Annotated in this window: 14 protein-coding genes; 10 read left to right on the top strand and 4 right to left on the bottom strand. The window is 42.3% G+C overall.

Features of this window, described 5'->3' with window-relative positions:
• The first annotated feature begins 289 nt into the window (after nucleotides 1–289).
• From CJU60_RS20195 to CJU60_RS20210, 4 genes are read left to right on the top strand one after another with little or no spacing between them, the layout of a single operon-like run.
• Entirely contained in the window at nucleotides 290–1,267 is a 978-nt protein-coding gene (locus CJU60_RS20195; protein ID WP_095714767.1) for an alpha/beta hydrolase, read from the top strand.
• 1 nt (nucleotide 1,268) lies between these two features.
• Entirely contained in the window at nucleotides 1,269–1,940 is a 672-nt protein-coding gene (gene ybdJ / locus CJU60_RS20200) for a two-component system response regulator YbdJ (RefSeq protein ID WP_095714768.1), read from the top strand.
• Entirely contained in the window at nucleotides 1,937–2,923 is a 987-nt protein-coding gene (ybdK, locus tag CJU60_RS20205; protein ID WP_180948915.1) for a two-component system sensor histidine kinase YbdK, read from the top strand. Before ybdJ ends, ybdK begins: the two co-directional genes overlap by 4 nt.
• A gap of 57 nt (nucleotides 2,924–2,980) precedes the next feature.
• A complete protein-coding gene (locus CJU60_RS20210) occupies nucleotides 2,981–3,244 on the top strand; it encodes a hypothetical protein (RefSeq protein WP_255238365.1) in 264 nt (87 codons plus the stop codon).
• On the opposite strand, the gene CJU60_RS20215 is transcribed toward CJU60_RS20210, so the two are convergent.
• Together CJU60_RS20215 and CJU60_RS20220 are read right to left on the bottom strand one after the other, a co-directional pair.
• Nucleotides 3,229–3,999, bottom strand: coding sequence for a serine/threonine-protein kinase (locus CJU60_RS20215; RefSeq protein ID WP_024120044.1), 771 nt, complete (start codon nucleotides 3,997–3,999; stop codon nucleotides 3,229–3,231). The genes CJU60_RS20210 and CJU60_RS20215 overlap by 16 nt on opposite strands.
• Nucleotides 4,000–4,131: 132 nt before the next feature.
• A complete protein-coding gene (locus tag CJU60_RS20220; RefSeq protein WP_095714769.1) occupies nucleotides 4,132–4,989 on the bottom strand; it encodes a hypothetical protein in 858 nt (285 codons plus the stop codon).
• 129 nt (nucleotides 4,990–5,118) lie between these two features.
• Here CJU60_RS20220 and CJU60_RS20225 point away from each other — a divergent pair, with 129 nt between their 5' ends.
• From CJU60_RS20225 to CJU60_RS20240, 4 genes are all read left to right on the top strand, one after another.
• On the top strand, nucleotides 5,119–6,294 hold the full coding sequence (locus tag CJU60_RS20225) for a DUF4885 domain-containing protein (RefSeq protein WP_095714770.1): 1,176 nt from the start codon (nucleotides 5,119–5,121) through the stop codon (nucleotides 6,292–6,294).
• 355 nt (nucleotides 6,295–6,649) lie between these two features.
• Entirely contained in the window at nucleotides 6,650–8,038 is a 1,389-nt protein-coding gene (locus CJU60_RS20230; protein WP_024120047.1) for an amino acid permease, read from the top strand.
• A 111-nt stretch (nucleotides 8,039–8,149) separates the two neighbouring features.
• Nucleotides 8,150–8,398, top strand: coding sequence for a sigma-G-dependent sporulation-specific acid-soluble spore protein CsgA (locus tag CJU60_RS20235; protein WP_010332841.1), 249 nt, complete (start codon nucleotides 8,150–8,152; stop codon nucleotides 8,396–8,398).
• Between the two features lie 17 nt (nucleotides 8,399–8,415).
• Nucleotides 8,416–8,607 carry a DUF5370 family protein gene (locus CJU60_RS20240; protein ID WP_095714771.1) on the top strand — a complete coding sequence of 64 codons (192 nt, stop codon included), beginning with the start codon at nucleotides 8,416–8,418 and terminating at the stop codon, nucleotides 8,605–8,607.
• A gap of 30 nt (nucleotides 8,608–8,637) precedes the next feature.
• On the opposite strand, the gene blaOXA is transcribed toward CJU60_RS20240, so the two are convergent.
• Nucleotides 8,638–9,447 (bottom strand): class D beta-lactamase, encoded by an 810-nt coding sequence (blaOXA, locus tag CJU60_RS20245; protein WP_095714772.1) that lies wholly within the window; start codon nucleotides 9,445–9,447, stop codon nucleotides 8,638–8,640.
• A gap of 171 nt (nucleotides 9,448–9,618) precedes the next feature.
• Between blaOXA and cypC the strand changes: the two genes are divergently transcribed.
• Entirely contained in the window at nucleotides 9,619–10,872 is a 1,254-nt protein-coding gene (cypC, locus tag CJU60_RS20250; RefSeq protein ID WP_095714773.1) for a CYP152 family fatty-acid peroxygenase CypC, read from the top strand.
• Between the two features lie 39 nt (nucleotides 10,873–10,911).
• Here the strand turns inward: cypC and CJU60_RS20255 are convergent, their stop codons facing one another.
• A complete protein-coding gene (locus CJU60_RS20255) occupies nucleotides 10,912–11,172 on the bottom strand; it encodes a hypothetical protein (RefSeq protein ID WP_024120051.1) in 261 nt (86 codons plus the stop codon).
• 268 nt (nucleotides 11,173–11,440) lie between these two features.
• On the opposite strand from CJU60_RS20255, the gene CJU60_RS20260 reads away from it, so the two are divergent.
• Complete coding sequence (locus CJU60_RS20260) at nucleotides 11,441–13,060, top strand: glutamate/serine transporter AimA (protein WP_024120052.1); 1,620 nt, start codon at nucleotides 11,441–11,443, stop codon at nucleotides 13,058–13,060.
• The last annotated feature ends 80 nt before the right edge of the window (nucleotides 13,061–13,140 follow it).

Raw genomic sequence — 13,140 nt, forward strand, 5'->3', positions numbered from 1 at the left:
AAATAATAAAAGAATGGCCAATTCATTTGCCCTGATTGAATCAATCACAGAATGATTTGACATTCTTGTCAGTATGTATGGCAAACGGTCCTTCCTATAAGCAGGAAGGTTTTTTTAATCATGAAATATTTTTTTATTAGTGGGTATATTCATCAAATGTTCTGCTATGCTCCAAATGTACACCTTTCCGTAAGGGCAAAGTCAAATATGAAAATAAAACTGTTCCAAAGTTAATCAGTTATTTATTTTGATATCGTATCCTTTCAGTATCACGGGAAAGGAGCATCATATGAAAACGTTATGGAAAGTCGTAAAAATCTTTTTTGGCAGCATAGGTGCTTTGATTTTGCTTGCAGCCGTCTCGGTCTTTATCTATCACCATTACCAGCTAAATAAGGAAGCAGCACTCCTTAAAGAAAAAGGCACATTAGTCGATGTTGACGGTAAAAAGATGAATGTGTATCAAGAGGGAAGCGGGAAGGATACGTTTGTGTTTATGTCTGGTTCGGGGATTGCTGCGCCTGCTTATGAGATGAAGGGGTTGTACAGCAAGTTTTCAAAAGAAAACAAGATTGCTGTAGTGGATCGTGCGGGCTATGGCTACAGCGACGTGTATGATGATGGCAGGGATATTGATACAATATTAGAACAGACGAGAAAAGCGCTTCTGCAAAGCGGGAATAAGCCTCCTTATATTTTAATGCCTCATTCCATATCCGGGATTGAAGCGATTTATTGGGCGCAGAAATATCCTGAGGAAATTAAGGCGATTGTTGCGATGGATATTGGATTGCCTCAGCAGTATGTCACGCATAAAATGAGCGAGATTGACAGACTGAAAGTGAGGGGGTTCCATCTGTTGACTTCGATCGGTTTTCATCGATTTATGCCTTCCGCAGTATACAATTCTGAGGTGATTCGGCAGTCGTTTTTAACTGATGAAGAAAAAGAAATCTATAAAGCCATTAATTTTAAGCAATTTTTTAATGCTGATATGGAGCATGAGCTGTTACAGTCTGACCAAAATGGCAGCAAATCAGTAAATTTGCCGGCGCCAAAAGAAACTCCCGTCCTCATTTTAGATGCGGTCTCTGACCAAAATAGAAATTCAAAGTATGCCATACAAAACCGAAAAGATTATGAAGCGTTTGCGGCTCAATTTAATACAGCCGATATAAAGGAACTAAGGGGAACACACAGTATTTATTTATATCAGCCCGATCAAATATATAAACTTTCCATGGAGTTTATTAGAAAGGTTCGCTAAGATGAAGGGTTATCATATTTTAATCGTGGAAGACGATGTCATGATTGGTGATCTGCTGCAGAAGATTTTGCAGCGTGAGGGATATCATGTGATGTGGAAAACAGATGGAGCGGATGTGCTTTCGGTGATTCAGAAGGCGGATTTGGTCATTATGGATGTGATGCTGCCGGGTGAGGACGGGTATCAAATGTCTAAGAAAATTAAAGATTTAGGGTTAAACCTTCCTATTATTTTTCTGTCCGCCCGCAATGACATGGACAGCAAGCTTCAAGGGTTGAAAATTGGCGAGGATTATATGGTAAAGCCTTTTGATCCGAGAGAACTGCTGCTGAGAATGAAAAATATGCTTGATCATCATTATGGCACCTTTACACAAATCAAACATTTATATATTGATGCAGACACCAAAAAGGTATTCAATGGGAGTTTGCACCATGAAGTGCTGTTTACCGCGATTGAGCGGAAAATATTCTTTTATCTGTATGAAAACAGAAACAATATTTTAACAAAGGAACATTTCTTTGATTATCTATGGCAGCTTGAAGACAGAAATCCGAATATCGTGAATGTGCACATTAAAAAAATCAGAGCGAAAATTAATGATGTAGCGGGTGAGATCATTGAAAATATCTATGGAGAAGGGTATCGGCTGAATACCGTTGTGAAGAAATGAAGCTAAAGACAAAATATCAGCTGTTATTATGTACGGCCGTCATTAGTGTTCCGGTACTGTTGCTGGCGGTTAGCATTTTGATGTCGGTGATTTATGACAGCCTGTTTAAACCGATCAATCATGGCATGCCCTTTCACAGGTCTTTTGCGTATCCGGTAATGCTGGCCGTATTTTTATTATCACTTTTATTGTTAGCTTTTTTATTTTCAAAATCGATCCATTCTCTGCTGCGTAAAATCAATCTATTGAATCAAACCATTCGGCATCTGGCGAGTGATCAAAAGGTGCCCGATAAAATAGCAGTGAAACACGCTGATGAAATTGGCGAATTGATCAAGTCGGTCAACTTGTTAATTGAACGGACAACGTACCGGGAACTGGAACTAAGACAGCGAGAGGAAATAAAAAAGGAGCTGCTGCAAAAACTAAGGCATGATATCAATACACCTTTAACAGCTCTCAGGCTGCAGTTATTTTATTTGGAGAGCCAGTGCCAGGATCAAACCGCATTTGAATCTTTGTACCAGCAAATTGAATATATTGCGGAATTAACGAATGAATTCAATCATTACTCAGCCGAAACGTTAGAGAGTTCTTATATTGTAAATGAAGAAGTCAATATTTCTGATCTATTAGAAACCACAGTGAAAAAGTGGGATTATTTATACAGTATCAATGGCATTGAATTGCAATTTAAGCCGTCAGACCAAAGTTTGATATGGATGAGCAACAGTTTATGGATCCAAAGGTTATTCGATAACATTTTTCAAAATACGCTAAAGCATTCGAAAGCTGAAAAGCTGGAAGTCACGATAGAAAACGGCGCTGTTTCGATTCGCGATGATGGCATTGGATTTGATAGAGATCAAGATAGTAACGGGCTTGGGTTGAAGATTATTGAGGATATATGCCGGTTGCTTCATATTAGCTATGAGCTGCAGACAAATGAAAATGGGACTGCGTTTTTGTTTTCAAAAAAGTGATCGGGCTATGTTTTTCTTTCTACCGAACAATTATATATAATAGGAAGCAGAAAAGGGGTGAACAGCATATGTTTAAAAAAATCATCAAAACGATCAAGTACCTCTCTAGCAGCTCGAGTGATCGCCATCGCAGACACCGGCACTACAGCAGCAGCCGGCGCCGCCATTACCGGAGCTACAGCAGCAGTTCTGGCAGAAGAAGACATTACGATCGTTATGGCGGCAGCCACCGCTACAAACGCCGGAGCTACAGCAGCAGTTAATCGCAAAAAAAGTTCTTGTTCCGCATTGGGACAAGGGTTTTTTTATGTCACTGATTGAATCGCACGCTTCAGGTCTTCGCGAATGGAAGCCGTGTGCTGATACTCTTCATCAATGCCCAATAATTTTTTCAGCAGCAGCGTTACTTCTTTTGTCAGCGTTAATTCCTCCAGCCAAGTGGCGTTTTTCTTCTTTTTCCCTTTATATTGAGAGTACAGCAGGAACAACAGGGTTTCTCCGAGATCGAAGAAGTCATCCTGCTTTCTGAGCTTTAATTCCTCATCTTCTTCATGAGATAACTGTTTGGCAAGGCCGAAATCGATAAGATATACGTTACCGTGATTCATCATAATGTTTGGCGTTCTGATGTCAGTGTGAAAAATGAGACGTTCATGCAGGTATTCTACAATGTCCAGCAGCTGAGACATCAGCTGTAATGCCATCAGCTCTCTAAACGGCTGTTTTTGAAAAAATAACAATTCCTCTATATTATCGCCCTCGACCAGCTGCATGACATAGCAGGCTTGTCCGTCTAAGCTGAAGTCTTCTATGAAGGCCGGGATTTGCGGGTGGCTGATGCTTTTGAGCAGACCAATTTCCTGCTGAAATCGGACTCTTTCCTTTTGTTTTTTGGCTTTTGTCGGACGGAGCTGTTTTAAGACGTACGGTGTTTGCGTATGGATATCGGTGCACACATAAACCAAGCCGTAGCCGCCCATGCCGAGGCATTCTTCGATTTTGTATTGGTTGTTCAGTATGACGCCGTTCTTCAGTGGGCGGTCAAATAATAGCTTTTTTAACTGTTTTAATGCCATTTGCGCTGCACTTCCCTTGGTTGTACTGATTATAGTTTATCAAAACAATTGCATCTTGGGCTAAGTCTATTCTATGGAAGCTTAGCATAAAAAAGAGCCGGATCATGGAATCTGAGCAAGCTCAGTATGACATTAAAACTGCTTTGTGACATCGTATTGATAATCTATTTTTGCCTTTACATTACTCATCGTTGATTTCGCAGTCGCTAATGTATTGTATTTAAAACTCCATACCTTTGCCACACTGAGTTGGTCTGTTAAGGATATATCATAAGATCCCGAAGTTGAGCTATTCACAAGAGCACGGCGCCATTCGCTGTTTTCACTCGTCATGATGATATGTCGTGTATTTCCCTGGCTTGGTGTTTGAGTAGCGGTTGTTTGGACTCTTGTTACAGTGGCATCACGAGGAATTCCTGATTGGTTTGTTAAGTCAAGCTTGATGACGCTGGAGTCAGAACCTGAGGGGCTAAGGTTTGTATTTCCTTTATTTTCAGCCACGCCGCTGAATTGGAACGTTCCGCTGCCGGATTTGATCCGGTCTTCAATTGAAAGTGTGAAATACATGTTTCCAGTATAGGTGCCGCGGGACACTTTCACATAGAATGTATCAGTGGTGTTTTGGGCGTCGGCGTTTGCATAAATAAAAGAAGAAAATGTATTAGGATTAATGACTTCTGTGCCTTGCGAAACAGGTACTCTGTTCTTATCGTAAATTTCGATTTTCATCCCTGTGTACGCACTCTGGTAGGTACTTCTTACGTATACTTTTTCTCCCTTATTGGCTGTAAATGTGAAATAGGTTTCATCTTGTCCGGCTTCCAGTATCGTTGTGTCTATATTCTTATATTTCCAATATCCGATTGGGGCTGCTGTATCAAATGAATTGTTCCCTGTAATGGCAGTGATTCCGGCTGCGGAAGCAGAATAAGTACAAGTAAATAGAACTGACAGCATGAGAGCGAATTGAATGATCCATTTTTTAGCCATGAGAAAACCTCCTTTTTTTTCCATCATACATAATAAAGTTTCAAGTGTAAATAAATGTTTTAAGAGGTTAATATATACAAGAGATTTGCCGATAAATAGAGAGGAGAGAATTATTCAGGAGGGAATCGAATGCGTCTGAATCGTCAATATATCCGCACCCAGCTCATGGCACAGAATATCACAAAAAAGGTTTCGGCTGATAAAGGCAGGAGTACATCTGCAGAGGTGCTGGAAAAGGCATACAGCCGGCTTGAGACACGGCCCTCTGAGAAGGGAATCGATCAGCTCAATTACTCAAAAACCAGTGTAGCGGGGAACAACGGGACTTTCAGCAAAGTGTTTCAATCAGCAAATGACCGAACAGTGAAAGACACAGGGGAAGAAACTGTGATTCGATCCAATAATCCTTATGAATCTGAGAGCGATATCCGAATCAAAATTCTAGATGAAAAGTACAGCCGGCTGAATGCGATAAACAAAACGAAGTCCGATCCTTTAGGTTATATAAAGGATAAGTATCAAAATTCGAAGTCTCCTTATTTCAGAAGTGATCTGTCAGCTGCAGAAAGACAGGCTGCTTACGATAATGAAACAGAATGGCTATTCAAAGGAAAGGCGCAAAACTATAACCTCCAGGATGCAGCGTTTCGCAATCTTACGTTTAATGGGGAAGCGGAATCCGAGAATGCAAAGGTGTTCCAGCGAAGCCAGGTTAACCAACAGCTTCAAGTGCTCCTGAATCGGAACCATATTCAAATCCCGGCGGGTACAGAACTTACGTTTACCATTACACCCATCGATTATAAGGTAAAGGTGAGCGGAACAGACGACAAGGAGCTCATCGGTCAAATTGAGCGATTGCTGCAATCTGGAGACAACAGCAAAGAGCTGTTTGTACATATCTTGAAAAGCCAGACCAGCGATTCAGCACAATATTCCGAAGCGGCGTATCAAAAGTACCAAGCAGTTCGTGAGATGTACGAAGTCACGGGCTACCATTTGAAGGATTTAGAAGTTGTCGACGGCCGATACATCACACCTGACGGACGAGATCTATTAGAGGTATATAAAGAAAAACTTGAGAATGATCCTATGCAAAAACAAACTGCTTCCTATGCTATATCTCACTATGGTTCACAGCTCAGTAACATTGCGGAAATCGGGTATGATGCTATCCCTGATTTCATTCTGTCAATTGGCTACAGGAATGGGTCATTGAGAGATTTGGGGCAAAGCAAGGGCTATGGGACAGGTGATACAGAGTGGCTTGAAACATTAAAACGTCAAACCGGCGTGAATTATTAGGTAAGCTGTTCATCGTGAACAGCTTATTTTTTTATGCCCATCTCATGAAAGCAGCTGTATCATGCATCGTTTTCAATATTGTCATGTTTTCATTATATTCATATAAAAGATTTTAATTAAAGTGATAGATCCAACCCATTGAATGAAAGTGTTTACCCGAAAAAAACAATTGTATTTTCCAGAGAAATTTATTATGATGAAATAAGTAATTTTGGAGATTATCTAACAATTTTATGATTGAATTTTCTGATATTTGTAGCTTAATAAGAAATGAAGAACGTTTTGGAGGCTGGTCGGCCTTGATCCTATTTCGGTTGAGCTGTACATGTATTCGTTTTTAAGAGGAGGAAGCGGAGTGGAAAATAAAGAATTGAAGAGGGGTTTGAGCGCCCGTCATATTCAGATGATTGCCTTGGGCGGTACGATCGGTGTTGGTTTATTTATGGGTTCTGCCAGCACGATTTCATGGACTGGCCCTTCTGTCCTTCTGGCTTATGCGATTTGCGGAATTTTTATCTTTTTTATCATGCGTGCAATGGGTGAAATGCTGTATGTGGAGCCGAGTACCGGTTCTTTTGCAACATTCGGCCATAAATACATTCATCCCCTTGCTGGTTATATGACGGCGTGGAGCAACTGGTTCCAGTGGATTATCGTCGGCATGTCAGAAATTATCGCAGTCGGTTCTTATATGAAATATTGGTTCCCGGATTTGCCTGCTTGGATACCTGGTATCGTAGCTATGGCAATTCTCGGTGCGGCGAACTTAATTTCTGTTAAGTCGTTCGGCGAGTTTGAGTTTTGGTTTGCGATGATTAAAATCGTGACGATTATCTTAATGATTATTGCCGGAATCGGGATTATCTTCTTTGGCTTTGGCAACGGCGGAGATGCTATCGGTTTGTCTAATCTGTGGTCTCACGGAGGCTTCTTTGCGGGCGGTTTCTCAGGATTTTTCTTTGCATTGTCTCTGGTTATTGCGGCTTATCAAGGGGTTGAGCTGATCGGGATTACTGCCGGAGAAGCAAAGGACCCGCAAAACACGCTGCGCAACGCGATTCAAAGCATTATCTGGCGTATTTTGATTTTCTATATCGGTGCTATTTTTGTGATCGTGACGGTATATCCTTGGGATGAGCTGAATTCACTTGGAAGCCCGTTTGTGTCTACGTTTTCTAAAGTTGGAATTACAGCAGCGGCCGGCATTATTAACTTTGTCGTTATCACGGCGGCGATGTCAGGCTGCAACAGCGGGATATTCAGCGCGGGACGTATGCTTTATACATTAGGTGTCAATGGACAGGCACCGAAATTCTTTGCGAAGATTTCTCGCAATGGTGTGCCGCTGTATGGCACAATCGCGGTGCTGATCGGATTAGCTGTCGGCGTTGTGCTGAACTATGTTGCGCCGCCGAAGATTTTCGTTTATGTATACAGCGCAAGCGTGCTGCCGGGGATGATTCCTTGGTTTATCATTTTGATCAGCCACCTCGGATTCAGAAAAGCGAAGGGCGCGGCGTTAGATAAACATCCGTTCAAAATGCCGTTTGCACCTTTCACAAATTATTTGACGATTGCTTTCTTGCTGATGGTTCTTGTCGGCATGTGGTTTAATGATGATACTCGGATATCTTTAATTGTAGGGGTTATTTTCTTAGCTCTTGTGGTCATCAGTTATTATGCTTTTGGAATTGGGAAGCGCGTGCAGGCGGATCTTACAAAAAGAAATCAAGCAGCTGAATAATACAGGAAAAAGAGACATTGACTGATGTCTCTTTTTTCATTTTTTGCGTATGGATTTTTCTCATTTCAGCAACCTATAGGATATAGAACGCAAAGGAAAGGTGCTTATACTATGGATGTTACACTCGGTTATTTGCGCGAGTCACTTTCAAATCATCTTGAAAACGAAGTCTGTCTGCGGATTTGCAAGAAGATGCTGGCGAAGCGCTATGCCAATGAAGAGGAGTTTGTAAAGGATTTGGATGACGATGAGATGTCATATTTGAATCAGGTGCTGGAAAAGGAAATTAAGTATGCCCAAGACGAACAGGATCAAAAACGGGCCAAGGAATTAAATGAGGTGTATGAATTACTGCTTTGAGAAAGGCGGGAATGAAATTGGGTGCGATTGAACGAAGCGGATATACGTTTCAGCCGGAGTTTAGTGTCGTCCGGCAAAATGGGGCGATCCACGTGTATCATCATGGAGAATTTGTTGAAGAAATTGAATTCGAGTTTAACGGAAATTACCCGGATCATGATTTGATTGAAGAGCTTGTGAATCATTATTGCTTTGAGCATGACATTTAAGAGCCCTGTACGTTTGCAGGGCTCATTCATTTATGAAGTGATCAGGCTATATTTTTTTAGAATATCAATTGTGATGTTTTTGGCTGTTGTACCGGAGTCATCAACATTTGTGACAAACGTATAGGAGCCGTGCTCTGTTTTGATGAATCCGACAAACCATCCTAATCCCATGTCTGTCAGGCGGGTTCCGGTTTTACCGTAAAGCGTATAATGATCTCCTTCTTCTTGAATCATCATGCGTTTGACCGTTTTCATGACCGTTTTGTCAAACGGGAGATTCTCTTTGTAAAGCTTCTCCATAAAGGCTTCTTGTTCCAACGGAGAAATTGTCAGAGAGCTTTGCAGCCAAAACTGGTCGATTCCGCCGCTGATATCTTCGTTTCCGTATGACAGGGTATGAAGCCATGTTTTCATTCTTTCCTCGCCGATGTCCCTCGCTAATGCCTGGTAATACCATATGGCAGATTCCCGCATGGCTGAGCCAAGTGTATGGTCGCGGTTCCATGATTCGAATTCGCGTTTGATGCCATCCCAGCGTTTGACATCGTATTCATCCCGGACGGCTTTTACCTGCAAGCCGATTAAGGCATTGGTCACTTTAAAGGTAGATTGCGGAGTTTGTCTTTTGTTGGCCCGTTCCTTGTTGTAGACAAATGTCTTATCCTTTTCTAGATCATGAAGGATGAAGGTTCCGTCAGTATCCTTGAACTCCTTATCCACATCCATTCGGCTGACATTCAGGTGTTTTTTTGTTTCATTGGCGGGCGCTTTTGCATGAACGGACAAACCTCCTGTCACGGCAATGACGAGCACAAGAAAAGCATATATCCATTTCTTCACTTTGATCTCCCCTTTGTTTTGATCATCTATCTTTTCTCCATTTCTGCTTTTCTACCTTTAAAAGTAATGAAAAAATGCTTGGAGACAAATACTGTAATGGGGTTTATCTTCGTGAGATAACGTGAAAACAGAAGTGAAAACAGAAGTAAAAAAGGAAGGCAGGGTTGCGGGATGAATGAGCAGATTCCACATGACAAAAGCCTCGATAACAGTGTGGCTTTGATGCGGGAAGGATATTTGTTTATAAAGAATAGAAAAGAGCATTACCATTCGGATTTGTTCCAGGCACGCTTGCTTGGAAAAACATTTATTTGTATGAGCGGCGCGGAGGCTGCGAAGGTATTTTATGATACCGAACGGTTTCAGCGGCAGGGTGCTCTCCCGAAACGAGTGCAGAAATCGCTGTTTGGCGTCAATGCAATCCAGACAATGGATGGCGACGCTCATATTCATCGGAAGCTGCTTTTTCTGTCATTAATGACACCGCCCCATCAAAAAAGGCTGGCTGAGCTGATGACAGAGCAGTGGGAAGCGGCTGTTACAAGATGGGAAATGGCGGATCAGGTTGTGTTGTTTGATGAAGCAAAAGAAATCTTATGCCGGGTGGCTTGCTATTGGGCGGGTGTTCCGCTGAAGGAAACGGAAGTGAAAGAGAGAGCGGACGATTTCATCGACATGGTAGACGCGTTCGGTGCTGTGGGACCGCGGCATTGGAAGGGAAGAAGAGCGAGACCCCGAACAGAAGAGTGGATTGAAAAAATGATTGAAGAGGTCCGCGGCGGCAGGCTGAAAACTGAAAATGGTTCAGCGCTGCATGAAATGGCTTTTTATACGCAAGAGAATGGGAGCCGGCTTGATGCCCGCATGGCAGCCATCGAGCTCATTAATGTGCTGCGTCCGATTATAGCGATAGCTTACTTTATTTCGTTTTCAGCGTTGGCGCTGCATGAACACCCGAAGTATAAGGAATGGCTTCGTTCTGGAGGCAGTCAGGAAAGAGAAATGTTTGTGCAGGAGGTGCGCAGATTTTATCCGTTCGGACCGTTTTTAGGAGCCGTTGTCAAAAAAGATTTTATATGGAATGATTGTGAGTTTAAAAAGGGTGCATCAGTGCTGCTTGATGTGTATGGAACGAATCATGATCCCCGTATGTGGGACAAGCCTGATGAGTTCCGGCCTGAGCGATTTAAAGAGCGGGAGGAAAATCCGTTTGATTTCATCCCTCAAGGCGGGGGCAACGCGGAGAAGGGCCACCGCTGTCCGGGGGAAGGGATTACCATTGAAGTGATGAAAGCGAGCCTGGATTTTCTCGTGAATCAGGTTGAATATGACGTGCCAACACAATCGCTGCATTACAGTCTTGCCAGAATGCCGTCATTGCCTGAAAGCGGTTTTGTGATGAGCAGCATTAGACGGAAAAGCTAAATATAAAAGCTCTCTTCCTTTTCGAAGAGAGCTTTTTGATTACTTCTTTTTTTCATCGTAGTATTGAACAGGATACATGGAGCCTTCGGATACCATTTTGTTGTCCTCAATGTCATGCGGGTGCGGGTGACCGGCTTTATCGACTGGGAACGTTTCCATGTCTGGTTGTTTTGTTATCTTCATTTTCATGCTGTGAATGAATTCTCTTGCCTTTTGGCGGTTTGACGGGTCTTTTAATAGATAAGAAGTGATGCCGACAGTTGAAACAGCGAGACCGGAAAGTAACAGCTTTTGTTTCATGGTAATAACTCCTTTCTATTTTAAAAATAATGTTTCCTGTATCATTCCCGTTCTGCTTAAGGCTAAACCTCTGTGTATTTTATCGATTGTTTTACAGTAAATTCTATTTTAGGTGAAGCTAGTTACTAAATTCCTATATTGGAAGGCGAGATACATTGATTTTTTATTATTTTAGTTATCATTCGATAAATATTGACAAAGTAAAGTAATCAGAATAATAATATAACTTAGCAATAGAATGTCATCATACATGAAAGGTGTTTACGATATGAATCAGTTACATCGAAGAATGGGAACGTTTGCCCTTATGATGGTCGGGCTCGGGTCGATGATCGGGTCAGGCTGGTTATTTGGGGCGTGGCGCGCTGCCCAAATTGCGGGGCCTGCTGCTATTATTTCATGGGTTATCGGCATGATTGTTATTTTATTTATTGCTCTTTCTTACAGTGAATTAGGTTCTATGTTCCCTGAGGCAGGAGGAATGGTGAAATATACGCAATATTCACACGGTTCTTTTATCGGATTTATTGCAGGCTGGGCCAACTGGATTGCAATTGTATCCGTTATTCCTGTTGAAGCTGTAGCCTCTGTTCAATATATGAGTTCGTGGCCATGGGAATGGGCGAAATGGACAAGCGGTTTGGTGAAAAACGGAACGCTGACAGGAGAAGGATTGGTGTTCGCTTCTGTTTTGCTTCTGATTTATTTTCTGCTGAACTACTGGACAGTCAATTTGTTTTCGAAAGCGAATTCATTAATTACGATTTTTAAAATCATTATTCCAGGACTGACAATTGGCGCTTTGCTCTTTGTCGGATTTCATGGAGAAAACTTTACAGCGGGCCAAAGCATTGCACCGAATGGCTGGGCAAGTGTTCTGACTGCGGTTGCGACTTCAGGTATCGTGTTTGCGTTTAACGGATTTCAAAGCCCGATCAATATGGCGGGAGAAGCCAAAAATCCCGGGAAATCGATCCCGATTGCGGTTGTCGGTTCTCTGTTAGTTGCGACAGTCATTTATGTGCTGCTGCAGATTGCTTTCATAGGAGCGGTGAATCCGTCTGATATCGCTCACGGCTGGAGCCATCTTAATTTTAATTCTCCTTTTGCTGATTTGGCGATTGCATTAAATATTAACTGGCTTGTCATCGTATTATATGCGGATGCTTTTGTGTCACCTTCCGGAACAGGTATTACGTATACGGCGACGACTTCCCGCATGATTTACGGAATGGAGAAGAACAAATACATGCCGAGCGTGTTTGGCAAACTTCATCCGATTTACGGCGTTCCGCGCCAAGCGATGTTTTTTAACTTGATTGTTTCGTTTATCTTTTTGTTCCTGTTCAGGGGGTGGGGTGTGTTAGCGGAAATTATTTCTGTAGCCACGTTAATTTCTTATATCACCGGCCCGGTTACAGTGATGACATTGAGACGGACAGGGAAGGATTTGTACAGGCCTCTTCGATTAAAAGGCTTAAGCGTGATTGCGCCGCTTGGATTTATCTTTGCGTCGCTCGTGCTGTATTGGGCGCGCTGGCCGTTAACAGGGCAGGTTCTGTTTATTATTTTGATCGGACTTCCGATTTATTTCTATTACCAGGCCAAGGCGAAATGGAAAGGATTTGGCCAAAACTTTAAAGGTGGCATATGGATGGTGTTTTACCTGCTTGTCATGATGATGATTTCCTATTTGGGCAGTGACAAATTCGGCGGTCTGAACGTCATTACGTATGGCTGGGATATGGCCTTGATTGCCTTTGTATCGCTCGGTTTCTATGTGTGGGCGCTGAAGAGCGGATTCAAGACAGAGTATTTGAAAGATGCGAAGGAGATTAATAGCCAGCTGGTAAGCGCACAGTCAGAAGCTGCTGCGGGAAAAGAATAAATGAAGAAAAACCTTGCGCTGTGGGGACTGACCCCATAAGATGAGACAAATAAAAAACACCTTCAAGTTTGAAAACGGAT

This window comes from Bacillus sp. 7705b, from assembly GCF_002289525.1.
Taxonomy (GTDB): domain Bacteria; phylum Bacillota; class Bacilli; order Bacillales; family Bacillaceae; genus Bacillus; species Bacillus halotolerans.

Coding starts and splice junctions, on each gene's coding strand:
- CJU60_RS20195 (WP_095714767.1), top strand. CDS start 290: ATGAAAACGTTATGGAAAGTCGTAAAAATCTTTTTTGGCAGCATAGGT.
- ybdJ (WP_095714768.1), top strand. CDS start 1,269: ATGAAGGGTTATCATATTTTAATCGTGGAAGACGATGTCATGATTGGT.
- ybdK (WP_180948915.1), top strand. CDS start 1,937: ATGAAGCTAAAGACAAAATATCAGCTGTTATTATGTACGGCCGTCATT.
- CJU60_RS20215 (WP_024120044.1), bottom strand. CDS start 3,999: ATGGCATTAAAACAGTTAAAAAAGCTATTATTTGACCGCCCACTGAAG.
- CJU60_RS20220 (WP_095714769.1), bottom strand. CDS start 4,989: ATGGCTAAAAAATGGATCATTCAATTCGCTCTCATGCTGTCAGTTCTA.
- CJU60_RS20225 (WP_095714770.1), top strand. CDS start 5,119: ATGCGTCTGAATCGTCAATATATCCGCACCCAGCTCATGGCACAGAAT.
- CJU60_RS20235 (WP_010332841.1), top strand. CDS start 8,150: ATGGATGTTACACTCGGTTATTTGCGCGAGTCACTTTCAAATCATCTT.
- cypC (WP_095714773.1), top strand. CDS start 9,619: ATGAATGAGCAGATTCCACATGACAAAAGCCTCGATAACAGTGTGGCT.
- CJU60_RS20255 (WP_024120051.1), bottom strand. CDS start 11,172: ATGAAACAAAAGCTGTTACTTTCCGGTCTCGCTGTTTCAACTGTCGGC.
- CJU60_RS20260 (WP_024120052.1), top strand. CDS start 11,441: ATGAATCAGTTACATCGAAGAATGGGAACGTTTGCCCTTATGATGGTC.